Raw genomic sequence first — 25,431 nt, forward strand, 5'->3', positions numbered from 1 at the left:
AAGCGGCAATCGCCGGCCGCGTCACGGTCTCGCCCGGCCCGCGGTCTCGCCCGGGCCGGCCGCTGCCGCCGGTGCGGCCTTCCCCACCGTCCGCCGGGCGCGGAACTCCGTCCTGTCCTGGCCGCGCCTGACGCTGCTTTCCTTGAGAAGGGCGCGGAACTCGTCCCGGCGCTCGTGGATCGAGGCGATCACGAGGCCCATGGGCACGCCGATGTCGCTGAGAACCGCCTCGCTGAGCTGGAGGGAGGCCTCGATGGTCTCCGGCACAGCATCGTCCACGCCGCGCCTGTAGAGCTCCGCCGCGTGCCGCGCGTCCCGCGCCCGGGACACGATGGTGATGTCCGGGCGTTCCCTCCGGGCCGCGCTCACGACGCCCTCGATGGCGCTCGGCGCGTCCAGGGTGATGACGAGGGCCCGGGCCTGCTCGATTCCGCAGGCCCGCAGCAGCTCGGGATAGGACCCGTCCCCGAAATAGACCGGCCGCCCGGCGCGGCGCTCGGCGGCGACGCGGACGGGATCCATGTCGATGGCCACGTAGGGCACCTTGTGCCGTTCCAGCATGTCGCCGACGAGCTGGCCGACGCGTCCGTATCCGGCGACGATGACGCGGCCCGGCTCGGCCGGGGCGGGCATGACCGTCAGCTCGGGGTCGAGCGGGCGCCTCAGCTCCAGCCGCCGGCTGAGGCGGCGGCCGAGGCGCGCGAGGAGCGGGATCGCGACCATGGTGAGCGTGGTGACGACAAGGAGGTTCTGGCCGATCCCGGCCGGAACGAGGCCCGCGCCGACGGCGCTGCCGAGGATCACGAGGCCGAACTCGCCGCTCGGGCCGAGGAGGAGCCCGGTCTCGACGGCGTCCGGCGCGCTCAGGCCGAAGGGCCGGGCGAGGAGGGCGATCAGGAGCGCCTTCACGGCGATGGTCGCCGCCGCGACGGCGAGGATGAGGGCGGGAGCCTCCAGGAGGCGCATGGGATCGAGGCTCATGCCCACGGATACGAAGAAGACGCCGAGCAGCAGGCCCTTGAAGGGCTGGATCGTCACGTCCACCGCCCGCCGGTACTCGGTCTCCGACAGGAGCACCCCGGCCAGGAAAGCGCCGAGCGCCATGGAAAGCCCGCTCGCCGCGGCGACCAGGCTCGTGACCAGGACCACGAGCAGGCAGGCGGCCATGAAGAGTTCCGGACTCTTGGTGGCGGAGACGAGCTGGAAGAACGGACGCAGCACCAGGCGCCCGAGACCGACGATGGCCCCGAGGGCAAGAACCGCCTGCAGGAGCGCCCAGGCGAGGGAAGCGGTCGTGATCTCCGGCTTGTCCGCGTCGAGGACCGCGATGGTGAACAGGATCGGCGCCACGGCGAGGTCCTGGAAGAGCAGGGCGGAGAAGCTCGCCCGCCCGACCGGCGTGTTCAGCCGCTTCTGCTCGGCGATGACGGGAATGACGATGGCGGTGGAGGAGAGGGCGAGCGCCAGGCCGACGAGGATCGCTCCGGCGACGCTGCCGACGAGATGGAACGCCAGGGCGCCGAGGGCGGCGGCGCAGAGGATCGCCTGGAGGGAGCCGAAGCCGAACACCAGGCGCCGCAGGGTACGAAGGCGCTGCCAGGACAGCTCGATCCCGATGGTGAAGAGCAGGAACACCACGCCGAACTCGGCGATGTGGGACGTACCTTCCGGGTTGGTGAAGGTGATCCAGTCGATCCACGGATGGGCGGGCACGAGACGGCCCAGTCCGAACGGGCCGAGCAGCATTCCCGCCGCCAGGTACCCGAGAACCGGGCTGACCCGGAGCCGGTGGAACAGGGGAACGACAATGCCTGCCGTTGCGAGGAAGAGAATGGGTTCCTGGTAGGCTTGCAGGTTGATCGCGGCTGCCATCGTCTCCGTCCGATTCCCCTCAATCATGGGAGGAAGGCAGACGCGCGCGCAAGGGAAAGATGCGCGCATTTCGAAGCAGTTAGCGCAAGACATGGGCAGCCGTGCGCCCTCTCCCGCATCCCCGGCCCCATCGGTTCCGGGTTCCGCCTCGCGGCCCCGGAACGACGGCGGGAAAACGGGAGCGGGATGCGTGTCTCGCTCCCGAGGAAGCCCGGGATCCGGCGGGGCGGGCCGGTCGAACTACCCGAGCGTCGCCAGGGCCTGCGACAGGTCCGCCACCAGGTCGTCCGGATGCTCGATGCCGATGGAGACGCGGATGGTGGCATCGGTGACGCCGAGACGGTCGCGGGTTTCCTTCGGCACGCCGGAATGGGTGGTCGAGGCCGGGTGCGAGATGAGCGATTCCGTGCCGCCCAGGCTCACCGCCAGCTTGAAGACCTGCAGGGCGTTGAGCACCTTGAAGGCCTCCGCCTCGCCGCCCTTCACGTCGAAGGAGAAGGTGGATCCGGGCGCCGTGCACTGGGCATCGTAGACGCGCTTCGCGGGCGAGTTTTCCGGCAGGTAGGCCAGGTGGTGGACCTTCGCGACCTTGGGGTGCTCGCTCAGGAACCTGGCGACGATCTCGCCGTTGCGGTTCGCCGCGCTCATGCGCAGGGCGAGGGTCTCGAGGGAGCGGCCGATCATCCAGCAGGAATGCGGGTCGAGCTGGGTGCCGATGGCCGACCGCAGCAGGCGGACGGGCTTCATCAGCTCCTTCGAGCCGAGCGCCGCGCCCGCGATGAGGTCGGAGTGGCCGCCCACGTACTTCGTCAGCGAGTAGAGCGAAATGTCGGCGCCGTGCTGGATCGGCTTCTGGTAGAGCGGGCCGAGCAGGGTGTTGTCGCACAGGATGACCGGGCGGTGGCCGCCCTGGGCGGCGGCGGTCTCCTCGGCGACCCGGCGGATCATGGCGATGTCGACGAGGGTGTTGAGCGGGTTCGAGGGCGTCTCGATGAGGACGACCGAGACCCGCCCCTTGGCCCGCGCCGCCTCGGCGGCGGAGCGGACGCTCTTCTCATCGATCCCGTCCCCGAAGCCGACCGAGTGGATGCCCAGATTGGCGAGGGTCTTGGCGATCAGGGTCTCCGTGCCGCCGTAGAGCGGCTGCGAGTGCAGGATCACGTCGCCGGGCCGGGCGAAGGCGAGGATCGTGGTCGAGATCGCCGACATGCCCGACGAGAAGAGGAGGCCCGCCTCCGTTTCCTCGAAGATGGCGAGGCGGTCCTCGACGATCTCGGAATTGGGGTGGTTGAAGCGGGAATAGACCAGGCCCGCAGCCTCGCCCTGGGGCGGCTCGCGGCGGCCGGCCACGTAGTCGAAGAACTCCTTGCCGTGCTCGGCGCTGGTGAACACGAAGGTGGAGGTCAGGAAGACCGGGGGCTTCACGGCGCCTTCCGACAGGCTCGGGTCGTAGCCGTAGCCGAGCATGAGGGTCTCGGGCCTCAGCTTGTGGTTGCCGATGCGATCCTTGTGGTAGCGGTTGTAGGGCATGGTGCGAGTCCTCTCCTTTCGAACCGACTTACCCTATGAGGACGGTTGCCGAAAGGTGACGTCTGGACATAGTTTCGGGACGGTGCACCCGGCCGCCCGGCCGGCGGACGATTGACGAGGCGAAGGACGAAGGGAAGGGCTATGGCGCGTTTCGAAGGCACCGATACCTATGTGGCCACCGAGGACCTGAAGGTCGCGGTCAACGCCGCCATCGTCCTCGAGCGGCCGCTCCTGGTGAAGGGCGAGCCCGGAACCGGCAAGTCGGTCCTCGCCGAGGAGGTCGCCAAGGCCCTCGGGGCGCCGCTGCTGACCTGGCACGTCAAGTCGACCACCAAGGCCCAGCAGGGCCTCTACGAATACGACGCCGTCTCGCGCCTGCGCGACAGCCAGCTCGGCGACCCGCGGGTGTCGGACATCCGCAACTACATCAGGCGCGGCAAGCTGTGGGAGGCCTTCGAGTCCGAGCGGCGGCCGGTCCTGCTGATCGACGAGATCGACAAGGCCGACATCGAGTTCCCGAACGACCTGCTGCTCGAACTCGACCGCATGGAGTTCCACGTCTACGAGACCGGGGAGACGGTGCGGGCGAAGCGGCGCCCGGTGGTCATCATCACCTCCAACAACGAGAAGGAGCTGCCGGACGCCTTCCTGCGCCGCTGCTTCTTCCACTACATCCGCTTCCCCGATGCCGAGACCATGGCGCGGATCGTCGAGGTCCATTATCCCGGCCTCAAGCGCCGCCTCATCGAGGAGGCCCTGCGCATCTTCTTCGAGGTGCGCGAGACGCCGGGCCTGAGGAAGAAGCCGTCCACCTCCGAGCTCCTGGACTGGCTGAAGCTCCTCGTCTCCGAGGACATCGGCCCTGAGCAGCTGCGCGAGCGCGATACCCGCAAGCTCATTCCGCCGCTGCACGGCGCGCTCCTGAAGAACGAGCAGGACGTGAGCCTCTTCGAGAAGCTCGCCTTCCTGGCGCGGCGGGAAGGGCGCTGAGCGGCCATGCTTCGTCTCCTCCTCCTCCGCCATGCGAAATCCTCCTGGCCCGCGGGCGTTCTCGACGTGGAGCGTCCGCTCTCGCCGCGCGGGCGCAAGGCGGCGGTGCTCATGGGCGACTATCTCAAGGAGGAGCGGCTCGTTCCCGATCTCGCGCTGATCTCTCCCGCGCGCCGAACGGAGGAGACCTGGGACCTCGTCCAGCCGGCCCTGGGGGAGGTGGAGTGCCGCCGCGAGCCGCGCCTCTACGAGGCGACGGCCGCGCGCCTGCTCACCGTCGTCCAGGAGGTGAACCCGGTCAACCGCAGGCTCCTGATGATCGGCCACAATCCGGGGTTCGAGGACCTCGCGAAGATGCTCATCGGCGACGGCACGCCGGAGGATTGCAGCCGCCTTTCCGGGAAGCTCCCGACCGCCGGTCTCGTGGTGGTCGACTTTCCCGGTACGGGCTGGGAGGACGTGAAGGCGCACAGCGGTCGCCTGGAGCGCTTCGTCACCCCCAAGTCCCTCGGGGCCGGCGAGGACGATTAGTCCGCTCGTCCCGCCGCCATGGAACGGCCATCCTCCGGGATGAACCTTCCGGAAGGAGTGCCGTTGTGCACAATGCACTCACGGGGAAACAAGCCTTCACGGGCCCATCCGGACCATGCTGCCTCATACCCTCGCCGCATTGCTGATGGCCGGCAGCGCGCTCGCGGCCAACAAGGCGGAGCTCGGCCGCGACATGCTGGCCGAGGCCGTCGGGAGCCGGCAGGAGGCGGCGGTTCGCTACGTCTCGGAAGCGCGGGAGGTCACCAACTGGCGCATGGAGACCGTGGACGCCCTCGAGCCGAAGCCGGTCGCGCTCCTCGCCGCCCTGTTCCGGGCGGACAGGCCCGTCGTCACCCGCTGCGTGAAGCTCAACAACTACTGGTGCATCAAGAGCGCGCGCTGGGACGGCGAGATCGGCAGGGACGCCGAAGGCCATGTGGGCTTCGCCTCCGCCGAGCACGGGGCCGACGCCGCGGCCCGGCTGCTGCGGCGCTACTATCTGGAGTTCAACCGCAGGTCCGCCCTCGACATCGTCCGCCGCTGGGCGCCGGCCGAGTGCAACGTGGCGACCGGCATCGGCGATCTCGCCGTCCTGGCGGTCAAGGGCATCGGCGGAACCGTGCGCGCCCGCTGGCTCGCTTCGCACCGGGGCGTGAAGCTCACCGCCGTGGGCAAGGGCGGAAGGCCCGGCCGGGTCTCCGTGGTCATCCCCCTGAAACGGAGCCCCTCGCGGGTTCCCGAGTACCGGGTGCCCGACATCGCGGTCGGAATGGGCGAGAGGCCGAAGCCCGTCCGCCGGAGCGAATCGCTGTCCCGCACAGCGAAGGCCGCGCCTTCCGCCAAGCCCGCTCAGCAGAAGGCCGTTCCCCAGAGAACCGCCTCGGCCCCCGCGCCCAAGGCCGCGCCCCGGAAGGAGGCCGCCGCCTGCGCGCCCGACGAGCAGCGCCTGCGCAACTACGCGGCCCGTATGGTGGCGGACCTCGCGGGCATCGGCCCGACGGACGATCTCAGGCTCTTCGGGCCGGACGGGACCCCCACCGCGAACCTGGCGCCGGTGATGCTCGCCATGTCGGCCGTGGAACTCGGCATGCTTCGTGCGAGCCCCGATCTGGTCGAGGCGGCGGTCCGGCGGCTGGGCGAGCAGGTCGCCGCGAGACGGGCCGCCCTCGCAACGGAGCCGGACGGCACCGTTCCTTGACACGAAGGGCGTTTTCCACTAGGGCATCCCGGTTCGCGCGGTCCGGCAACGGCCGCGCAAACTTTTTACGCTCCCGTGGCCCGGCCTCCGGCCGGCCTGTCGTCCCGCAAGGGAAGAGGAGGGCGCGTTCCTCGAAACTTTCGACACTTGAGAGGAATCGCGATGTCGAAGCGCATTCAGGCCAAGCACAAGCTTGACCGCCGCATGGGCCAGAACATCTGGGGCCGCCCGAAGAGCCCCGTCAACCGCCGCGAATACGGCCCCGGCCAGCACGGCCAGCGCCGCAAGGGCAAGCTCTCCGACTACGGCACGCAGCTGCGCGCCAAGCAGAAGCTCAAGGGCTACTACGCCAACATCACCGAGAAGCAGTTCCGCCGCTACTACGCCGAGGCGATCCGCCTGCGCGGCGACTCCGGCGAGAACCTGATCGGCCTGCTCGAGCGCCGTCTCGACGCCGTTGTCTACCGGGCCAAGTTCGTCGCGACCCCCTTCGCCGCGCGCCAGTTCGTGAACCACGGCCACGTGAAGGTGAACGGCCGCCGCGTCAACATCCCGAGCTACCTCGTGAAGCCGGGCGACGTGATCGAGGTGAAGGAGAAGTCCAAGCAGCTCGAGGTGGTCGTGGTGGCGAGCCAGCTCGCCGAGCGCGACGTGCCGGACTACATCGAGGTCGATCACTCCAAGATGACGGCCAAGATGACCCGCATTCCGACCCTTTCCGAGGTGCCGTACCCGGTCCAGATGGAGCCGAACCTCGTGATCGAGTTCTACTCGCGCTGATCGGCGCGGGACACTTCGCAGACCGGAAAGGCCGCCGAATGGCGGCCTTTTCTTTGCGCGGCATGGGATTTTGCGCGGAATGGGACGGGGGACCGGCGCCGCGCCCTCCGCGCTTACGGGGGGCAAGCCCGGTCGAGGCGGCCTCTCTCGATGTCCGGTTTCGGGCGACGGGTCTTACGGCTGCCTTGAGGCGGGGGGCTGGCCGCCCGGACCCTGCATGCCGCCGGGGCCGCGATGGTGCATCATGTCCATTCCCATGCGCCCGCGATGGCCGTCGCCGCGCCAGCCCATACGGCCCGGGCGGCCTTCGCGCATGAGCACCGGAAGGAGCCGCTTCTGGCGGTCGTCGAGGGAGGCCCAGAACGGCTTCATGGCGGTCGCGAGGGCGTTCAGGTTCTCGGCGCCCCTGGCGGCATTCTGAGCCCGCCGCTCGAGCCGCTGCATCAGGTCGGGCCGCTCGCTGCCGCTCCTTTGGGCCCGGTAATCCTCCATCATCTGCCGGCGCGAGGCGGCCTGCGCCCGGAGGGCCTGCTCGACGGGCCCCCAGAGCTTCTGCTGGTCGGGGGTGAGCTTGAGCCCGGCCTGGATGGCGGCGATGCGGGCGTCCGTGAGGGATTCGAAGTCCTCCCGACTCATCGGGGCGCGCGGGCCGGGTCCGCCCGGACCGCCCGCGGGGGGAGGAGCAGGCTGCGCATAGGCCACCGTGCCGGCAATCGCCAGGGCGGACGCAGCGGAAAGGATGGCGAGGATCTTCATGCAAGTCTCCTCCTCGGTATCGGGGACGTCAGGATGGGTCCATCCTGCTGTCCCCCGCATGACCGCCGCATGAACTTTTCGTCATGTGGCGGGCCGCAGCGTCTTGAGGAAGCCTGCGAACCGCATCAGCCCCTCGGGCCAGGGGCCGTGGCCGCTCTCCGTGTTGATGTGTCCCGAATCGCCCGCGTCGACGATGGCCGAGCCCCAGGCGTAGGCGATGTCCTCGGCCTTCGCGTAGTCGCAGTGCGGGTCCGTGCGGCTCGCCACGAGGACGGAGGGAAAGGGCAGGGGATCGCGGGGGATCGGCGCGAAGGCGCGGTCGATCGCGGGCACGAAGCCGGGTCGTTCCGCATCGGGCACGCCGACGAGAAAGGCGCCCGAAACCCGGTTCGGAGGCAGGAGGGGCGCCGCATGGGCGATGGCGAGGACGCCGAGGCTGTGGCCGACGAGGACGACGGGCAGCGCCGCCGCCGTCACGTCCTCGACGATCTTCGCCACCCACGCGTCCCTGTTGGGGAAGTCCCAGCTCTCCTGCCTCACCCGCCGGGCAGTGGAAAGCTGCCGCTCCCAGCGGCTCTGCCAGTGATCGGTTCCCGAATCCTGGTAGCCCGGGACGATGAGGATGTCGCAGTCGGATGTTTTCATGAGCGGGAGGTAGAGGCCCGTGGGCCTCCGTTCAAGGCAAAAGCTCAGGCGCTGCGCTTCAGCTCCGCGGTTTCGGCGGCCCTGAGGGCGGCCTCGCGCTCGGCGATGTAGTCGCGGGTGAGCGGCACCGTGTCGTTGCGCTTGGCGAGCTGGATCTGGAACACCACCGCGTCCTGGAAGCGGAACGCCGATTCCGACATCGCGAGGTAGCATTCCCACATCCGGCAGAAGCGCTCGTCGTAGAGGCGCAGGACCTCCTCCCGGTGCGCCATGAACCGCTCCCGCCACTTCTGGAGCGTGAAGGCGTAGTGCAGGCGCAGGATCTCCACGTCGGTCACGATCAGCCCGGCCCGCTCCACGGCGGGCATGATCTCCGAGAGGGTCGGCAGGTGCCCGCCGGGGAAGATGTAGCGCGCGATCCACGGGTTGGTGGGGTAGGGCTGGCCGGTGCGGCCGATGGTGTGGAGCAGCATCACGCCGTCCTCCTTGAGGAGGCGGTGGCAGGTCTGGAAATAGGCGTCGTAGGAGGGCACGCCCACGTGCTCGAACATGCCGACCGAGACGATCCGGTCGAAGCTGCCCTGCGTGGACCGGTAGTCCTCGAGCTCGAAGCGGACCCGGTCGGGAAGCCCCGCCGCCACGGCGCGCCTGCGCGAGACGTCGAGCTGCTCCTCCGAGAGGGTCACGCCCTTCACCGCGCCGGCGCCCGCGACCTGCGCCATGTAGAGGCCGAGCCCGCCCCAGCCGGAGCCGATGTCGAGGACGCTCTGCCCCGGATCGAGCAGGAGCTTCGCGGTGATGTGCCGCTTCTTGGCGAGCTGCGCCTCCTCCAGGCTGGCGTCCGGACGGTCGAAATAGGCGCAGGAATATTGCCGGTCGCTGTCCAGGAAGAGGGCGTAGAGGCGCCCGTCCAGGTCGTAGTGGTGGGCCACGTTGCGCTTGGAACGGGCGGCGTCGTTCTCGCTGCGCAGCTGCATCCAGGTCCTGATCTTGCGCAGGCGGTGGAACGGCAGGTCGTCCAGCTCCCCATGGGTGTCCTGGAGAACGAGCTGGAGCAGGTCGTAGATCGTCCCCTGCTCGATGACGAGCCGACCGTCCATGAACAGCTCGCCGAGCTTGAGCTCGGGATGGAGGCAGAGGGCGAGCTGGGCGGCTTCGTCGGTGAAGCGGATCGCGACCTTGGGGTCGGTGCCGTCGCCGAAGGTGAAGCTCTGCCCGCCGGCGGTGGTCATGGTCAGGGTGCCGCGTCGCACGGCCCGGGTCAGACCCGTCTTGAGAAGTCTCTCCGACAGCATGGACAATCCCCGTCGTCGTTTGTCTCTCGGCGGGGATTGTCGCGCATTGCGGAAAGATTTCCAGCCCTCCGGCTATGCCTGAGCCGCGCCGAAGACCCGCGCGAAGATCGTATCGACGTGCTTGAAGTGATAGCCAAGGTCAAAGCACGCCTCGATTTCCGCCGGAGACAGGTACGCGGTCACGTCGGGATCGTTCTTTAGTAGGGTCAGGAAATCGCCTTCCCCCCGCCAGACGGGCATCGCGTTGCGCTGGACCAGGCGGTAGGCGTCCTCGCGGGAGGCGCCCTTCTGGGTGAGGGCGAGGAGGACCCGCTGCGAATGGACCAGCCCGCCCAGGCGGTCCAGGTTCTTCCGCATGTTCTCGGGGTACACCACCAGCTTGTCGACCACGCCGGTGAGCCGGGCGAGGGCGAAGTCGAGGGTCACGGTGGCGTCCGGGCCGATCATGCGCTCGACGGAGGAATGGGAGATGTCCCGCTCGTGCCACAGGGCGACGTTCTCCATGGCGGGCATGGCGTAGGCGCGCACCATACGGGCGAGGCCGGTGAGGTTCTCCGTCAGCACCGGGTTGCGCTTGTGCGGCATGGCGGAGGAGCCCTTCTGCCCCGCGGAGAAATATTCCTCCGCCTCCAGCACCTCACTGCGCTGGAGATGGCGGACCTCGACCGCCAGGCGCTCGACGGAGGAGGCGATCACCGCGAGCGTCGCGAAGAACATGGCGTGCCGGTCGCGCGGGATGACCTGGGTCGAGACGGGCTCGACGGAGAGCCCCATCTTCTCGGCCACGTATTCCTCCACGCGCGGGTCGACGTTGGCGAAGGTGCCGACGGCCCCGGAGATGGCGCAGGTCGCCACCTCGCGCTGCGCCTCGATGAGACGCAGCTTGCAGCGCTCGAACTCCGCATAGGCCTGGGCGAGCTTGAGGCCGAAGGTGGTCGGCTCCGCATGGATGCCGTGGGAGCGGCCGATGGTCGGCGTCATCCTGTGCTCGAACGCCCGGCGCCTGATGGCGGCGAGCAGCTCGTCGATGTCCCTGAGGAGCAGGTCGGACGCGCGCACCAGCTGCACGTTGAAGGTGGTGTCGAGCACGTCGGAGGAGGTCATGCCCTGGTGGACGAAGCGCGCCTCGGGCCCGACGATCTCGGCGAGATGCGTCAGGAAGGCGATCACGTCGTGCTTCACCTCGCGCTCGATCTCGTCGATGCGCGCCACGTCGAAGGTCGCCTTCGAGCCCTTCTCCCAGACGATCCGGGCGGCCTCCTTCGGCACCACGCCGAGCTCGGCGAGGGCCGTGGTGGCATGGGCCTCGATCTCGAACCAGATGCGGAATTTGGTCTCGGGCGACCAGATGGCCACCATCTCGGGGCGGCTGTAGCGGGGGATCATGGGCTCACACTTCCAGACGGGGGGATTTCCCCCGCGCGGTAGCATGCCGGCCGCGCGATCTCAACGCGCCTTTTCCCCCGCCTCCCGGATCGCGGCCATGTTGCGGGCATAGGCCTCCGGCCCGCCCTTGAAGGTCGCAGACCCGGCCACCAGCACGTTGGCGCCCGCCGCCGTGACGAGGGGAGCGGTCTCGGCCGTGACGCCGCCGTCGATCTGGATGTCGATGTCCCGGTCCCCGACCATCTCCTTGACCCTCCGCACCTTGTCGCAAGCCGAGCCGATGAAGGCCTGCCCACCGAAGCCTGGATTGACGGTCATGAGCAGCACGAGGTCCACGACGTCGAGGACGGGCTCGACGGCGCTCTCGGGGGTGCCCGGATTGAGCACGATGCCCGCCTTCTTGCCCAGGGACCGGATGGTCTGGAGGCTGCGGTGGACGTGCGGCCCCGCCTCGGGGTGGATGCTGATGATGTCGGCCCCGGCCTTGGCGAAGGCCTCGAGGTAGGGGTCCACCGGCGCGATCATCAGGTGCACGTCGAAGGGCTTGGCGGAATGCGGGCGGAGCGCCTTCACGACGTCCGGGCCGATGGTGATGTTCGGGACGAAGTGGCCGTCCATCACGTCGATGTGGATCCAGTCGGCGCCGGCCGCGTCGACGGCGCGGACCTCCTCGCCGAGCTTGGAGAAATCGGAAGCCAGGATGGACGGGGCGATCAGAAGGGGGCGTGTCATGTCCGGGCCGGTAGCACGAGCCTTTCCGCACGGCAACGGCCTTGGCGCGCCCGCCGGCCCGCCGGTCCGAGAGAAGCTGGGGAGAGGGCCTTTTGCCACAGGAAAGGCGTGGACGGCCTCTGAGGAAGGGGAGTAAAGAAGCGGTCGCACGCGGGCGGCGCCCGCGCGACCCTTCAAACGACGCTGGAACGGGGCGGGATCTTCATGCGCAAGGATGTTGTGGTTCTGGGGGCGGGCATCGTCGGCGTGTCGATCGCCGTGCACCTGCAGAAGCGGGGACGCTCCGTGCTCCTGGTGGACAGGCGGCAGCCGGGGCTGGAGACCTCCTTCGGCAACGCGGGCCTGATCCAGCGCGAAGGCGTCTATCCTTATGGCTTCCCTCACGATTTCGGCGCCCTGCTGCGCTACGCGCTCAACAACACCATCGACGCCCACTACCATCTGGCGGCGCTGCCGAAGATCGCGCCCTTCCTGTTCCAGTACTGGATGCATTCCCGCCCGGCCCAGCACAAGGCCATCGCGCGCCTGTACGCCCCGCTGATCGAGCACAGCGTGACCGAGCACATGGCCCTCGCCGAGGAGGCGGGCTCGGCCCAGCTGATCCGCCCGACGGGCTGGATGAAGGTCTTCCGCACCGACCGGGCGATGGAGGAGCAGGTCCGCGACGCGGAGCAGGTGAAGCGCGATTTCGGCGTCAACTTCGTCGCCCTCGACGGCAGGGCCGTGGCCGAGCGCGAGCCGCATCTCACGGCCGATCTCAAGGGCGGCATCCACTGGACCGACCCGGCTGCGATCTACGATCCGCACGCCCTCGTGATGTCCTACGTGGAGCTCTTCGAGCGCCTCGGCGGCGAGGCCGCCGTCGGCGACGCGCGGACCCTGGAGCAGGCCGCCGCCGGCGGCTGGCGGCTCCAGACGGAGAAGGGGCCGGTCGATGCCGGGGCGGTCGTCGTCGCCCTCGGCCCCTGGGCCGACGCGGTGACGCGGCGCTTCGGCTACCGCTTCCCGCTCGCGGTGAAGCGCGGCTACCACATGCACTACAAACCGAAGGGGAACGCCGTCCTCAACCGGCCGACCCTCGATTTCGAGCGCGGCTACTTCCTGGCGCCGATGGCGCGGGGCATCCGCCTCACGACCGGGGCGGAGTTCGCCGACCGCGACGCGCCGAAGACGCCGGTGCAGCTCGCCCGCGCGGAGCCCATCGCCAAGGCCTTCTTCCCGCTCGGCGAGCGGGTCGATCCGGAGCCGTGGATGGGAATGCGGCCCTGCACGCCGGACATGATGCCCATCATCGGACCCGCGCCCCGGCACCGGAACCTCTGGTTCGGCTTCGGCCACGCCCATCACGGCATGACGCTCGGCCCCATCACCGGCCGCCTCATGGCGGAGATGATCGTCGGAGAGACGCCGGTGATCGATCCCAAGCCCTACCGGCCGGAGCGGTTCTGAGCGAACAGGTCCCGCCAGGCCGGCAGGGCGCCCGGGAAGGGCAGGGCGGCGGCCTCGTAGACGCCGCGGGCGACGGCGCGGGCGAGGCAGTCGGCCGCCGCGACCGTGATGTGGGTGAAGTCCGCCGCCTCGTCGCCGAGCGGCTTTCTCCCCGTGGCCGCCGTGAAGATCGTATCCCCGTCGAAGAGGCCGTTCGCGAAGCGCAAGGAGCGGGCGAGGCCCCCATGGGACGAGACGGCGAGCCGCTTCGCCTGGGCCTTGGAGAGGATGGCGTCGGTCGCCACGAGGGCGATGGTGGTGGCCGGCTGCGGGCCGCCCTTCCAGACCGGGCGCCTGTCGTCGGGCGGGACCGTCCCGGGCAGGCCCAGCCCGCCGAACTCCCCGCCCTCCTCCAGGGCTGCCGCCCAGAAATGGGGCCCGTTCCCGATCACCGCCGACGCGATGGCGTTCACGACCACCAGGGCTCCGACCGTGTGACCCGAGGCGGTGACGGCGCTCGCGGAGCCGAGCCCGCCCTTCAGGTTCGCCGTGGTGGCGCCGTAGCCGCCGCCCGCGGTGCCGAGGGCGAAATCCGGCCCCGCGTTCCGCGCCGCCTCGTAGGCGAGCTCCCGGTAGGGCGGGTAGCGGCCCCAGTCCTTGTCGCCGCCGTTGAGCATGTCGAAAATGGCCGCCTGCGACACCAGGGGGATCCGGACGTTGCCGACCTGGAAGCCGATTCCCCGCTCCCGCAGGAAGGCCTGGACGCCGCCCGCCGCGTCGAGCCCGAGGGCCGAGCCGCCCGAGAGCACGACCGCATGGATGCCGGGCACCATCTTGTCCGGCTCGAGGAGGTCCGTTTCCCGCGTGGCCGGCGCGCCTCCGAGCACGGCGCAGGAGGCGACGGTCGGCGTGTCGAAGAGGGCGACGGTCACGCCGGATGCGAGGGCTTCGTCCTGGGCGTTGCCGACACGCAGGCCGGGAACGTCGGTGATGAGATTGCGCAGGTGCGTTGCGGGTGGGCGCGTCATGGCAGGCAAGGCAACCGCAGAACGGCTCCGTTCACAAGCCGGAGAGCCGCGCCCGCGCCGCCTTTCCTGTGGGCAGGCGAAGGGGTAGAAGGCCCCATGCTCAGCGTCTCCTTTCCGGCCGCGGCCCTCGGCGGCCTCATCAGCTTCTTGAGCCCCTGCGTCCTGCCGCTGGTTCCGCCCTATCTGTCGTTCCTGGCGGGCACCACTTTCGACCGGCTGAGCGCGGGCGACGGCGCCGTGCGCCGCCGGGCCATGCTGGCGGCGCTTCTCTTCGTGGCGGGGTTCTCCACGGTCTTCGTGCTCCTCGGCGCGACCGCCTCGGCGCTCGGGCAGACCGTGCGGCAATATCTCGACGTGCTGAGCACGCTCGCCGGGATCGCCATCATCGCGATGGGCCTGCACTTCCTGGGGCTGTTCCGGATCGGGCTGTTCTACCGGGAGGCGCGCTTCTCCGTGAACCGGCCCATGGGGCTGTGGGGCGCCTACGTGATGGGCCTCGCCTTCGCCTTCGGCTGGACGCCCTGCATCGGGCCCGTTCTCGCGGCCATCCTCGCCGTGGCGGGATCGGAGACGAGCGTGTCGCGCGGCGCGCTTCTCCTCGCGGCCTATTCGGCGGGGCTTGGCATTCCGTTCCTGCTCGCCGCCTTCGCCATGAAGCCCTTCGTGGCCCTCACCAAGCGCATGCGCTCGCACTTCGCGATCGTCGAGAAGACCATGGGCGTGCTCCTGGTCCTCACGGGCATCGCCTTCCTCAACGGCTGGATCGCCGCCATGTCGTTCTGGCTGCTGGAGACCTTCCCGGTCCTGGGGCGGCTGGGATAGGCCGGATGTCCTCCCCGCGGGCGGGGAGGACGCGTGCGCGGCGGCGGATGCCGCCTCAGATGCAGCGGCCGCCGTCCACTTCCAGCACGACGCCGGTGATCATGCTCGCCTCGTCCGAGGCGAGGTAGAGCGCCGCGTTGGCGATGTCCTCCGGCTTGGAGAAGCGCCCGAGCGGGATGGAGTTGATGAACTGTTCCCGCTTCTGGGGCGTGTCCTCGCCCATGAAGGTGGCGAGCAGCGGCGTCTCGCCGGCGACCGGGGCGAGGGCGCAGACGCGGATCCTGTCGGGGGCGAGCTCGACGGCCATGGACTTGGTGAGGGTGTGAACGGCGCCCTTGGTGCCGTTGTACCAGGTCAGGCCCGGGCGGGGCCGGATGCCGGCCGTGGAGCCCACGTTGATGAAGACGCCTCCGCCGCCCTGGCGCATCACCGGCACCGCGGCCTGCGCGAAGAGGTAGATCGACTTCACGTTGACGGCGAAGATCCGGTCGAACTCCGCCTCGTCCACCTCCAGCATCGGCCGGTTGCGGTGGCTGATGCCGGCGTTGTTCACCACGATGTCGAGCCGGCCGAAGGCGTCGAGGGTCTTCTTCACCGCATCCTTCACGTCGGCGGCCTTCGAGACGTCGGCGGCCAGGCCGATGGCGGCGGCGCCGATGCGGCCGGCGGCGGCCTTCGCAGCGTCCTCCTTGATGTCGACGATGGCGACCTTCGCGCCCTCCGCCGCGAACTTCTCGACGATTCCCAGACCGAAGCCGGAGCCGGCGCCCGTGACGAGCGCCACCTTGCCTTCGAGGCGTTTCATCTTCTTCCCCTTGTGACGATGTGAGACTTACCCGTGCGCGATCACGAGCGTCCTGGTGGTGGTGAATTCCACGAGGCCCTCGAAGCCCTTCTCGCGTCCGTGGCCCGAGCGCCCGAACCCGCCGAAGGGCAGCTCGATGCCGCCGCCTGCGCCGTAGCAGTTCACGAAGACCTGGCCGGCGCGCATGGCGCGGCCGACGCGGGTGGAGCGCATGGCGTCGCGGGTCCAGACCCCGGCCACGAGCCCGTAGGCCGTGCCGTTGGCGAGCCGGATCGCCTCCGCCTCGTCCCCGAACGGCGTGGCGACGAGCACGGGGCCGAACACCTCCTCCTGGGACAGCAAGCTTTCGTGAGGCACGGGCGCGAAGAAGGCCGGCGCCACGTAGAAGCCGCCCTCGGGCGCGTCGGCCGCGATTCCGCCCGATGCGGCGAGGCTCAGGCCCTCGCCCTTGCCGCGCTCCAGGTAGGACTGGACCCGGCGCTGCTGCGCCTGGTTGATCATCGGGCCCAGGTCGGGATCGGCCTCGGGCCGGCCGGCCCGGAGGACGGCGAAGCGCTCCGCCACCGCCGAGACGACCTTGTCGAAGATGCCGCGCTGGATCAGCAGGCGGCTGCCTGCGGAGCAGGTCTGCCCGCCGTTCTGGATGATGGCGTTGACGAGGACGGGCAGGGCACGCTCCAGGTCCGCATCGTCGAAGACGACCTGGGCGGACTTGCCGCCGAGCTCCAGGGTCACGCCCACATGGTTCTGCGCGGCGGCGGTCTGGACCGCCGTTCCGGTCTCCGGGCTGCCGGTGAAGGACAGGAAGTCGATCCCCGGATGGGCGGCGAGCGCCGCGCCCGCCACCCGGCCGAGGCCGGTGACCACGTTGAGTGCCCCGTCCGGCAGGCCGACCTCGCGGGCGAGCGCCGCCACCCGCAGGATGGTGAGCGAGGCGTCCTCGGCGGGCTTCACCACGGTGGCGTTGCCCGCCGCGAGCGCCGCGCCGACCGAGCGGCCGAAGATCTGCATGGGATAGTTCCAGGGCACGATATGCCCCGTGACCCCGTGGGGGACGCGCTCCACGCCGATGAAGTGGGTGTTGAGATAGGGAATCACGTCCCCGTGCAGCTTGTCGGCGGCGCTGCCGTAGAATTCGAGATAGCGGGCGAGGGCGATGGCGTCGGCCCGGGCCTGGCGCAGGGGCTTGCCGTTGTCCCGGCTCTCCAGGGCCGCGAGGGCGTCCGCCTGCGCCTCGACGGCGAGGGCGAGCTTGACGAGAAGGCGGCCGCGCTCGGTCGCGGTCAGCCGGGACCATTCGCCCTCGAAGGCGCTCCGCGCGGCCTTCACCGCGGCGTCGACGTCCTGCGCCGTGCCCGCCGCGATGCGCGCGAAGACCTTGCCGTCCACGGGCGAAAGGACATCCAGCGTCTCGCCGTTCGAGGCCGGCACCTGGCGGCCGCCGATGAGGTTCCGGTGCACCATGTCCGGTGCGACGCTCGCTTGGGCCTGATCGTTCACGTCGGCTTTCCTCCTCATGTCATTCGGTGCGTGCCCGGCACGGCGGCCAGGAGCTGGCGGGTATAGGGGTCACGCGGCGCGGCGAAGAGTTGCGCGGTTTCCGCCATTTCCACAATCCGGCCTTTTTGCATGACTGCCACGCGGTCGCAGATCTGGGCCGCGACCCGCAGATCGTGGGTGATGAACAGAATGGCAAGGCCCAGCTCCTCCTGAAGGTTGCGGATGAGCCTGAGGATCTCCGCCTGGACCGACACGTCGAGGGCGGAGACGGCCTCGTCCGCCACCAGCACGTCCGGGCGCATGGCGAGCGCCCGGGCGATCCCGATGCGCTGGCGCTGCCCGCCCGAGAATTCATGAGGGTAGCGGTCCAGGGCCTGGGCGGGAAGCCCGACCGTCTCGATCAGGTCCTTCGCCCGCGCCAGCGCCGCCTCGGGCTTCTCGCCCTGCATGATCGGCCCCTCCGACACGATATGCCCGACGGTGCGGCGCGGATTGAGGGAGGCGAAGGGGTCCTGGAAGACGATCTGGATCCGGCGGCGGTGGGGGCGCAGGTCGCGCTGGGACAGGCGGCCGAAGGGAAGATCCCCGACCGTGATGCCGCCCCCGTCCGGCTCGATGAGGCGCAGCACGCAGCGGCCGACCGTGGACTTGCCGGAGCCGGACTCGCCCACGAGCCCGAGGGTCTCGCCCCGGCGGATCGAGAAGCTCACCGCGTCGGCGGCCTGGACCTGCCGGCTCTTCCGGAAAAGGCCGCGCCCGCCGTAGGTCTTGGTGAGGGAATCGACCTTCAGGAGGATCGGCTCGCCCTCCAGGGCCTTCGGGGGAGGGGGGACGAGGGAGGGCACGGCGGCCAGGAGGCGCTTGGTGTAAGGATGCGCGGGGCGCGTCAGCACCTGGTCGGCGGTCCCTTCCTCCACCAGCCGTCCGTGCTGGAGCACGGCGACGCGGTCGGCGATCTCGGCCACCACGCCGAAATCGTGGGTGATGAACAGGACGGCCGTGCCCTTCTTGCGGCGCAGGTTGTCGATGAGCCTGAGGACCTGGGCCTGGGTCGTCACGTCGAGGGCCGTGGTCGGCTCGTCCGCGATCAGGAGCTTCGGCTCCAGGGCCAGGGCCATGGCGATCATGACCCGCTGGCGCTGCCCGCCCGAAAGCTCGTGGGGATAGGCGCGGGCGATCTGTTCCGGGTGCGGCAGGTTCACCTCCGCGAGGAGTTCGAGGGTGCGCCGCTCCCGCTCGGCCTGGGTCAGAACCCCATGGGCGCGGAAGGTCTCCGAGATCTGGTCGGCGATCCGCATAACCGGGTTGAGGGAGGTCATCGGCTCCTGGAAGACCGTGCCGACCTGCCGCCCGCGCAGGTCGCACCAGCCTGCCTCGTCCAGGGAGAGAAGCTCGGTCCCGGCGAGCCGGATCGAGCCGGAGAGCACCTCGACCCCGTTGGGCAGGAGGCCGATGGTCGCCATGGCGGTCATGGACTTGCCGGAACCCGATTCGCCGACGACGCACAGGGTCTCCCCCGGCGCGATGGAGAGGGACAGGTCGCGGATGGCGTATTGCCTGTCCGCGAGCCGCGGGAGCCCGATGGAAAGCCCCTCGATCGCCAGCACCGGGGCGCCGCTCGCCGTCATGTCGTCCTGCTCCTTCAGCCGCCGCCTGCAGGCGGGCCGTTCATCCTCCCGATATGGGCCGTTACGTCAATCCACCGGGAGGGCCGCGGCGGTCGGGCCGAGGGTTTCCCGCCGCGGTCATTCCAGCGGGATCGTGAGGTCGTAGACGACCCCGGTCGGGGGAAACGCAACCGATACCGTGCCCGCCATCTCGCCCTCGATGCTGCGCCGGATGAGGCGCGATCCGAATCCCTGCCTGCGAGGCGGCCGGGCAGGAGGCCCGTCGAGCTCCTGCCAGTGCATGCGCAGCAGGGAGCGGCCGGTTTCGCCCTTCGAGACGGACCACCGGATCTCGATGCGGCCGGACGGGGAGGAGAGGGCGCCGTATTTCACGGCATTCGTGACGAGTTCGTGGAGCACGAGTCCGAAATTGATGGCGTAGCGGGGCGACAGGGTCACCGGAGGACCCAGGATCGAGACGCGCTCGTCGCCGCTCCTGCGGTAGGGCGCCAGCTCCTGGTCGACGATGTCCCGCAATCTGGCCTCCCGCCAGGAGCTGCGCGTCAGGAGGTCGTGCGTCTTGGACAGCGCCATCAGGCGCCCCTCGAAGGCGTCCTTGAAGTTGGACAGGTCCGGGGAGGTGCGCAGGGTCTGGCTGGCGATGGACTGAACGGTCGCGAGCGTGTTCTTCACCCTGTGGTTCAATTCCCCGAGCAGGAGCTTCTGCTGGCTCTCCGCCCGCTTGCGGTCCGTGATGTCGTGGAAGACGCCGACGAACGTCACCGGCCTGTTCTGCGGGTCGAAGAACACGCGCCCCTTCGCGCTGAGCCAGCGGGTCTCCCCGCCCGGCGTCCTGATCCGGTACTCGTCTTCGTATGACCCGTCGGTCGTCACGGCGGCCCGCATCCTGTCGAGGACCCGCTCGCTGTCGTCGGGATGGACGAGGCTGCGGAATTCGGAAACGGTGATGGACCTCTTCTCGGCGGGGAGGCCCAGCAGGCCGGCCGCCTGGGCGGACAATCCGCCGAGGCCCGTCGCATGGTTGTACCACCAGGTTCCCATGCGCCCGGCCTCGAGGGCGAGGCGCGCCTGCTCCTCGCTGGCCTGGAGGGCGTGCTGGCGCTCCGTCACGTCGTCCATCAGGTCGTTGAAGGCCTCCGCCAGGATGCGCAGCTCCCTCGGCGCGCCGCGCGGATTGATGCGCGCGCGGTAATTCCCCTGCCGCCAGGCGCGAACCCCGTCGGTCATGGCGGCGAACGACGTCGTGACGAAGGCGCGGCTCGTCAACGCGGAAAGGGAGAGGGCGAGGACGAGGGCCGCTCCGATGAGCATGAAGCCGCGCTGCGCGGCCCGGTTGATGCCCTCGAACGCCTCCTTCCAGGGCAGCCCGACCGCCACGTACATGACCCGCGGCGGAACCTGCACCGTCGCATGGCCGATGATGCGCCTGATCCCGTCCTCGGTTACCGTCCGCAACGACTCCGCGTCGCTGCGGCTGGCCTGCGCCAGAACGTCGTAGGAGATGCGCTTGCCGATATAGCTGTCGTGCAGCGGCTCGCGGGCGACGATCGTGCCGCCGGAATCGGCAACGGTCAGGGAACCGTCGGGAGGCAAGGCGCGCAGCTTCAGGTTCTGGTCGAGCCAGTTCAGGTCGAGCGCCGTGGCGAGCACGCCGACGGTCCGCCCGTCCTCCGCCACGATGGGAAGGGCGAAGGGAAGGACGGGACGCATCTCGATCCCGCCTTCGGAAAAATCGGGCGTGTACTGCCCGGCCACGAAGCGCCGGGTCGCCAGCGCATCCTGGAAGTAGACCCTGTGGCCGAAGGTTTCGGCCGCCGGGGCAGCCGCGTTCCGGCAGCGGACGACGCCTTCGAGGTCCAGGACGACGAAGGCCAGAAGGTGAGGGACCTTCTTCTGGAGGGACCGAAGATAGGCGTTGCAGGCCTCCGCCTCGAAACGGCGCACGGCCGGTGTCTCGTCCACGGCGATCAGAAGGCTCTGGATGCCGTCCAAGACGCGCTCCAGCTCGGACCCCGCCAGCCGCGCCTGGCGGAGGACGAGATCGCTGATTTCGGCCTCGCGGGCGCGGCGCAGGGAGACTTCCGTGTAGGTCCAGATCGCGATCGCCGGCAGGACAGAGATCAGGGCAAGAAGGAGCAGGCGCCTCGTCAGGGTCATGCAAAGATCCAGCCCCTCGGCTCCTGGATCGTTCCCTTGAAACGGCGGAAGCGACCCGGCTTTCGATTTCACGCAGTTCCGGACGGGTAACCGTTTCTCACTCCCGTTCTCGCTCACTTGGAATGACTCTAAGGGACCACGAAGTCCCTCGAGCGTCCATCTTTCGTTCGCCAAGCCGGCATTCTGCGATCTTGCATCTCGCTGCCGGAGGTGTCACGGAGCGTAAATGGCTCCACCCCTTCTTACCCTTCAGGATGTCGCTCTCACCTTCGGCGGCACCCCCCTGATCGAGCGCGCCGAACTCTCGGTCGCTCCCGGCGAGCGCGCCTGCCTCGTCGGCCGGAACGGATCCGGGAAGTCGACCCTCCTCAAGATCGCCGCAGGTCTCGTCGAGCCCGATCGCGGCACGCGCTTCGTGCAGCCGGGAGCGACGATCCGGTATCTCGCCCAGGAACCGGACCTGAGCGCCTTTCCCACCACGCTCGCCTACGTGGAGGCGGGCCTGGGACCGGGCGACGACCCCTACCGTGCGCGCTATCTCCTTGAGCAACTTGGTCTTTTAGGCGAGGAGCGGACCGCCGACCTGTCCGGGGGCGAGGCGCGGCGGGCGGCTCTCGCGCAGGTTCTCGCCCCTTCTCCCGACATCCTCCTGCTCGACGAACCGACGAACCACCTGGACCTGCCCGCCATCGAGTGGCTGGAAAGCGAACTGAAGGCCCTCCGCTGCGCCCTCGTCCTCATCAGCCACGACCGCCGCTTCCTGGAAAACCTCTCCGAGGCGACGATCTGGCTGGACCGGGGCGTGACCCGCCGCATGGACCGGGGCTTCGCCCATTTCGAGGCCTGGCGGGACGGAGTCCTGGAGCAGGAGGAGCAGGAGCGGCACAAGCTCGACCGCAAGCTCGCGGCGGAGGCGGACTGGCTGCGCTACGGCGTGACCGCGCGCCGCAAGCGCAACGTGCGGCGGCTGAACAACCTCCTCGCCCTGCGGCAGCAGCGCAAGGAGCAGAAGCGCGCCGTCGGCACCGTCAACATGACTCTCGCCGAGGCGGAGCAGTCCGGGACCCTCGTCGTCGAGGCCGAGAAGATCGCCAAGTCCTACGGGGGGCGGCCCATCGTCTCGGACCTGTCGATCAGGATCCTGCGCGGCGACCGTCTGGGCATCGTCGGCCCCAACGGGGCGGGAAAGACCACCCTCATCAACCTCCTCACCGGCGTGATCCCGCCGGACGAGGGCCGGGTGCGCCTCGGCGCGAACCTGCAGATGGTGACCCTCGACCAGCGCCGCGCGAGCCTCGATCCCGACGCCACCGTGGCCGAGACCCTCACGGGCGGGCGGGGCGACACGGTGACCATCGGCGGCCAGACCAAGCACGTGGTCGGCTACATGAAGGACTTCCTGTTCGCGCCGGAGCAGGCCCGCACGCCCGTGGGCGTGCTCTCCGGGGGCGAGCGCAACCGGCTGATGCTCGCCCGCGCCCTGGCGCAGCCGTCGAACCTGCTCGTCCTCGACGAGCCGACCAACGATCTCGACCTCGAGACCCTCGATCTCCTCGAGGAGATGATCACGGACTATTCCGGCACGGTGATCCTCGTGAGTCACGACCGCGACTTCCTCGACCGCACGGTGAGCTCCGTGCTGGTCTCGGAAGGAGACGGCCGCTGGATCGAGTACGCGGGCGGCTACTCGGACATGGTGGCCCAGCGGGGCGCGGGGGTGCAGGCCCGCACCGTCGAGAAGGAGGCAAGGCCCAGATCCGAGAAGCAGGCCCCCACCCCGCAGGCTTCCGCCGCGCCCAGGCGCAAGCTCTCCTTCAACGAGCAGCACGACCTGAAGACGCTGCCGAAACGCATGGAGGAACTGGAGGCCAAGATCGCCAAGGTGCAGGAGATCCTGGCCGACCCGGACCTCTACGCCCGCGATCCCGCCCGTTTCCAGAAGGCGATGGACACTCTCGCCGCTCTCCAGGCCGACCTCGCGGCGGCGGAGGAGCGGTGGCTCGAGCTGGAGATGCTCCGGGAGGAGCTGGAGGGCTGACCCTCCCCTGTCAGGCCATGCGATGCCGCAGGCCGTTCACCTGCGCGTCGAGATGGGCCACGAGGTCCGGCGGCAGCTGCAGGTTCGATGCGAGCTGCTGGAGATAGGCCTTCTCCTCCGCCATATCGGCGTCGCCGATGGCCATGAGGGAGGCGGCATAGAGTTCCGCCGCCTGCGCCTGCGTGCCGGCGAGCCGCGCGATGGCCGCCGGATCGGCGGGCTTGCCCATGACGTCCATGAGGAAGCCCTTCTCCTCGGCGCCGAGGCCGAGGGTCCGGATCTGGTCCTGGATCCGGACGCTCTCTTCGCCGTCGAGGTGCCCGTCCGACTTCGCCGCCGAGATCATGGCCTGGACGAGGGCCACGCCGAACTCGCGCCCGTGGCTGTCCTTCTCTTCGCCGATGTGGAAGCCGCTGCCCTGCGGGATCTGGGACGGAAGGTGCTCGGGACCGGCGGTGGCGCCGGGCACCTGCCGGTTCTGCCAGTCCTGGTAGGCCTTCATGGCGATCGCGGAGAGCACCGCGAGGCCGCCTGCCTTGAGCAGAGATCCGCCGGCGGAGCGGCCCGCCTTGGAGCCGAGGATCAGCGAGAGGAGGGCGCCGCCGGCGAGGCCGCCCATGCCGCCCATGCTCCCCGAGATCTGCCTGGTCAGATCGCCCAGGTTCCCGGGCAGGCTCCCGAGATTGCCCTGGGGCGATCCCGGTCGGTTGGCCGAGGGCTGCCCGCCCGACCGGTTCTGGCCGTTCAGGAGGCCATCGAGAATGCTGCCGAGATCCATGTCCGTTCTCCCCGTTGCGACGGCGTTCTGCCGACGGTTGAAAGTCGCGCCGCTCGAAACGGTTCCTCGGGGGCGATCCGGACGGTCAGGCCGGAGGCGTGATTCCCGAGGAGAGAAATTCGAGCCTGTTGCCGCACGGATCTGCCACGTAGAAACGGCGAATTCCGGGCAGGGCATCGTCCCACGAAGGCTCGTGCCCCGCCTGGGCGAGAGCGGCGGCCAGCGCATCGGGATCGGCTACGACAAATCCGGGGTGCGCCTTCCGGGCGGGGCGGAAATCTGCCTCGACCCCGAGATGGACCGCGGCGTCGCCGGCGCGCAGCCAGAGGCCGCCGCGCGCCGCGAGGGAGGCGGGTTTTTCCACCTCCTCCATCCCGAGCAGATCCACGTAGAACCGGCGGCAGGCGTCCTCGGCGCCGGGCGGAATGGCGAGTTGAACGTGGTCGAGACGGAGAATCATTCCCTGGCGTAGGCCTTCACCGTCTGCTCGATGGCCCCGAAGATCGAGTGGCCCTGCCGGTCCTTCATCTCGATGCGCACGGTGTCGCCGAAGCGCAGGAACGGCGTCTTCGGCTCGCCTTGCAGAATCGTCTCCACCATGCGCTGCTCCGCGATGCAGGAATAGCCGACGCCGCCCTCGGTCACGGGCCGGCCGGGGCCGCCGTCCGGACCCTTGTTCGACACGGTGCCGGAGCCGACGATGGTCCCCGCGCCCAGCGGCCGCGTCTTCGCCGCGTGGGCGATGAGCGCCGGGAAGTCGAAGGTCATGTCGGTGCCCGCGTCGGGCCTGCCGAAGAGACGGCCGTTGAGGGTCGAGAGCAAGGGCAGGTGGACCTTGCCGTCCTTCCAGGCGTCGCCGAGCTCGTCCGGCGTGACGGCGACGGGGGAGAAGGCGGAGGAGGGCTTCGACTGGAAGAAGCCGAAGCCCTTGGCGAGCTCCGCGGGGATCAGGTTGCGCAGGGATACGTCGTTGACGAGCATGACGAGGCGGATGGCGTCGAGCGCCTCCTGCCGCGTCGCGCCCATGGGCACGTCTCCCGTGACGACGGCGATCTCCGCCTCGAAGTCGATGCCGTGAGCCTCGTCCATGGCGAGGATCGGGTCGCGCGGGCCGAGGAAGGCGTCGGAGCCGCCCTGGTACATGAGCGGATCCGTCCAGAAGGAGGCGGGCATCTCCGCGCCGCGCGCCTTGCGGACGAGCTCCACGTGATTCACGTAGGCGGAGCCGTCGGCCCACTGGTAGGCCCGGGGAAGCGGCGATTCGCAATCGTGCTCGTGAAAGCGGATGGCGGGCACCGAGCCGTGCTCGAGCTGCTCGGACAGATCCTGGAGGCGGGGCGCGATCCTCTCCCAGTCGTCGAGGGCTTGCTGAAGCGTGGGAACGATGAAAAATGCGTCCGTTGCACGGGTGAGGTCCCTTGAGACGACGACGAGACGGCCATCACGGCCTTGTTTGAGGGATGAGAGCTTCATAGCCACCGACCGGGTTGTTATGCTTCACTGAGCTTGCAACGAAACGACTTGCGGGGAAA

General features: G+C 69.6%; 22 protein-coding genes. 7 read left to right on the top strand and 15 right to left on the bottom strand.

What is annotated here, in order from left to right; genetic code table 11:
- Positions 1 to 21 precede the first annotated feature (21 nt).
- Positions 22 to 1,872 carry a cation:proton antiporter domain-containing protein gene (locus tag GDR74_RS07935; protein ID WP_152585802.1) on the bottom strand — a complete coding sequence of 617 codons (1,851 nt, stop codon included), beginning with the start codon at positions 1,870 to 1,872 and terminating at the stop codon, positions 22 to 24.
- A 240-nt stretch (positions 1,873 to 2,112) separates the two neighbouring features.
- Positions 2,113 to 3,402 (bottom strand): cystathionine gamma-synthase family protein, encoded by a 1,290-nt coding sequence (locus GDR74_RS07940; protein ID WP_152585803.1) that lies wholly within the window; start codon positions 3,400 to 3,402, stop codon positions 2,113 to 2,115.
- A 141-nt stretch (positions 3,403 to 3,543) separates the two neighbouring features.
- On the opposite strand from GDR74_RS07940, the gene GDR74_RS07945 reads away from it, so the two are divergent.
- The 4 genes from GDR74_RS07945 (at position 3,544) to rpsD (ending at position 6,901) form a co-directional block, all read left to right on the top strand.
- The gene (locus GDR74_RS07945) at positions 3,544 to 4,392 is read left to right on the top strand and encodes an AAA family ATPase (protein WP_152585804.1); all 849 of its coding nucleotides are present in this window, start codon (positions 3,544 to 3,546) and stop codon (positions 4,390 to 4,392) included.
- A 6-nt stretch (positions 4,393 to 4,398) separates the two neighbouring features.
- A complete protein-coding gene (locus tag GDR74_RS07950) occupies positions 4,399 to 4,923 on the top strand; it encodes a SixA phosphatase family protein (protein ID WP_152585805.1) in 525 nt (174 codons plus the stop codon).
- A gap of 115 nt (positions 4,924 to 5,038) precedes the next feature.
- Positions 5,039 to 6,121, top strand: coding sequence for a hypothetical protein (locus GDR74_RS07955; protein WP_194164671.1), 1,083 nt, complete (start codon positions 5,039 to 5,041; stop codon positions 6,119 to 6,121).
- 162 nt (positions 6,122 to 6,283) lie between these two features.
- Positions 6,284 to 6,901 (top strand): 30S ribosomal protein S4, encoded by a 618-nt coding sequence (gene rpsD / locus GDR74_RS07960; RefSeq protein ID WP_152585806.1) that lies wholly within the window; start codon positions 6,284 to 6,286, stop codon positions 6,899 to 6,901.
- 174 nt (positions 6,902 to 7,075) lie between these two features.
- Here rpsD and GDR74_RS07965 read toward each other — a convergent pair whose 3' ends face one another.
- The 5 genes from GDR74_RS07965 to rpe all read right to left on the bottom strand — a co-directional run bounded on the left by GDR74_RS07965 (position 7,076) and on the right by rpe (position 11,715).
- On the bottom strand, positions 7,076 to 7,657 hold the full coding sequence (locus GDR74_RS07965; protein WP_194164672.1) for a Spy/CpxP family protein refolding chaperone: 582 nt from the start codon (positions 7,655 to 7,657) through the stop codon (positions 7,076 to 7,078).
- 81 nt (positions 7,658 to 7,738) lie between these two features.
- Positions 7,739 to 8,302, bottom strand: coding sequence for an RBBP9/YdeN family alpha/beta hydrolase (locus tag GDR74_RS07970; RefSeq protein WP_152585808.1), 564 nt, complete (start codon positions 8,300 to 8,302; stop codon positions 7,739 to 7,741).
- 44 nt (positions 8,303 to 8,346) lie between these two features.
- Complete coding sequence (locus tag GDR74_RS07975; protein ID WP_152585809.1) at positions 8,347 to 9,597, bottom strand: cyclopropane fatty acid synthase; 1,251 nt, start codon at positions 9,595 to 9,597, stop codon at positions 8,347 to 8,349.
- A 72-nt stretch (positions 9,598 to 9,669) separates the two neighbouring features.
- Positions 9,670 to 10,983 carry an adenylosuccinate lyase gene (gene purB, locus GDR74_RS07980; RefSeq protein WP_152585810.1) on the bottom strand — a complete coding sequence of 438 codons (1,314 nt, stop codon included), beginning with the start codon at positions 10,981 to 10,983 and terminating at the stop codon, positions 9,670 to 9,672.
- A gap of 60 nt (positions 10,984 to 11,043) precedes the next feature.
- Positions 11,044 to 11,715 carry a ribulose-phosphate 3-epimerase gene (rpe, locus tag GDR74_RS07985; RefSeq protein WP_152585811.1) on the bottom strand — a complete coding sequence of 224 codons (672 nt, stop codon included), beginning with the start codon at positions 11,713 to 11,715 and terminating at the stop codon, positions 11,044 to 11,046.
- Positions 11,716 to 11,919: 204 nt separating this feature from the next.
- Here rpe and GDR74_RS07990 point away from each other — a divergent pair, with 204 nt between their 5' ends.
- Positions 11,920 to 13,164, top strand: a complete 1,245-nt coding sequence (locus GDR74_RS07990; RefSeq protein WP_152585812.1) for an NAD(P)/FAD-dependent oxidoreductase — start codon at positions 11,920 to 11,922, stop codon at positions 13,162 to 13,164.
- Here the strand turns inward: GDR74_RS07990 and GDR74_RS07995 are convergent.
- Positions 13,143 to 14,171 (bottom strand): P1 family peptidase, encoded by a 1,029-nt coding sequence (locus GDR74_RS07995; protein WP_246180000.1) that lies wholly within the window; start codon positions 14,169 to 14,171, stop codon positions 13,143 to 13,145. The two genes, GDR74_RS07990 and GDR74_RS07995, sit on opposite strands and share 22 nt — an antisense overlap.
- A gap of 96 nt (positions 14,172 to 14,267) precedes the next feature.
- Between GDR74_RS07995 and GDR74_RS08000 the strand changes: the two genes are divergently transcribed.
- Positions 14,268 to 14,993, top strand: a complete 726-nt coding sequence (locus tag GDR74_RS08000; protein ID WP_152585813.1) for a cytochrome c biogenesis CcdA family protein — start codon at positions 14,268 to 14,270, stop codon at positions 14,991 to 14,993.
- A 55-nt stretch (positions 14,994 to 15,048) separates the two neighbouring features.
- Here GDR74_RS08000 and GDR74_RS08005 read toward each other — a convergent pair whose 3' ends face one another.
- The 4 genes from GDR74_RS08005 to GDR74_RS08020 form a co-directional block, all read right to left on the bottom strand.
- Positions 15,049 to 15,798, bottom strand: coding sequence for a glucose 1-dehydrogenase (locus GDR74_RS08005; RefSeq protein ID WP_152585814.1), 750 nt, complete (start codon positions 15,796 to 15,798; stop codon positions 15,049 to 15,051).
- A gap of 27 nt (positions 15,799 to 15,825) precedes the next feature.
- A complete protein-coding gene (locus GDR74_RS08010) occupies positions 15,826 to 17,262 on the bottom strand; it encodes an aldehyde dehydrogenase family protein (protein WP_194164704.1) in 1,437 nt (478 codons plus the stop codon).
- A gap of 50 nt (positions 17,263 to 17,312) precedes the next feature.
- Positions 17,313 to 18,926 carry an ABC transporter ATP-binding protein gene (locus tag GDR74_RS08015; protein ID WP_152585816.1) on the bottom strand — a complete coding sequence of 538 codons (1,614 nt, stop codon included), beginning with the start codon at positions 18,924 to 18,926 and terminating at the stop codon, positions 17,313 to 17,315.
- Between the two features lie 117 nt (positions 18,927 to 19,043).
- Positions 19,044 to 21,083, bottom strand: coding sequence for a sensor histidine kinase (locus GDR74_RS08020; RefSeq protein WP_152585817.1), 2,040 nt, complete (start codon positions 21,081 to 21,083; stop codon positions 19,044 to 19,046).
- A gap of 226 nt (positions 21,084 to 21,309) precedes the next feature.
- Between GDR74_RS08020 and GDR74_RS08025 the strand changes: the two genes are divergently transcribed.
- Positions 21,310 to 23,121 (top strand): ABC-F family ATP-binding cassette domain-containing protein, encoded by a 1,812-nt coding sequence (locus tag GDR74_RS08025; protein WP_152585818.1) that lies wholly within the window; start codon positions 21,310 to 21,312, stop codon positions 23,119 to 23,121.
- A 10-nt stretch (positions 23,122 to 23,131) separates the two neighbouring features.
- Here GDR74_RS08025 and GDR74_RS08030 read toward each other — a convergent pair whose 3' ends face one another.
- The 3 genes from GDR74_RS08030 to GDR74_RS08040 all read right to left on the bottom strand — a co-directional run bounded on the left by GDR74_RS08030 (position 23,132) and on the right by GDR74_RS08040 (position 25,372).
- The gene (locus GDR74_RS08030; RefSeq protein ID WP_152585819.1) at positions 23,132 to 23,899 is read right to left on the bottom strand and encodes a tellurite resistance TerB family protein; all 768 of its coding nucleotides are present in this window, start codon (positions 23,897 to 23,899) and stop codon (positions 23,132 to 23,134) included.
- Between the two features lie 85 nt (positions 23,900 to 23,984).
- Entirely contained in the window at positions 23,985 to 24,359 is a 375-nt protein-coding gene (locus tag GDR74_RS08035; RefSeq protein WP_152585820.1) for a VOC family protein, read from the bottom strand.
- Positions 24,356 to 25,372, bottom strand: a complete 1,017-nt coding sequence (locus GDR74_RS08040) for a fumarylacetoacetate hydrolase family protein (protein ID WP_152585821.1) — start codon at positions 25,370 to 25,372, stop codon at positions 24,356 to 24,358. The genes GDR74_RS08035 and GDR74_RS08040 overlap by 4 nt, the downstream gene beginning before the upstream one ends.
- Positions 25,373 to 25,431 lie beyond the last annotated feature (59 nt).

The sequence above is a fragment of the Microvirga thermotolerans genome, from assembly GCF_009363855.1.
GTDB lineage: Bacteria > Pseudomonadota > Alphaproteobacteria > Rhizobiales > Beijerinckiaceae > Microvirga > Microvirga thermotolerans.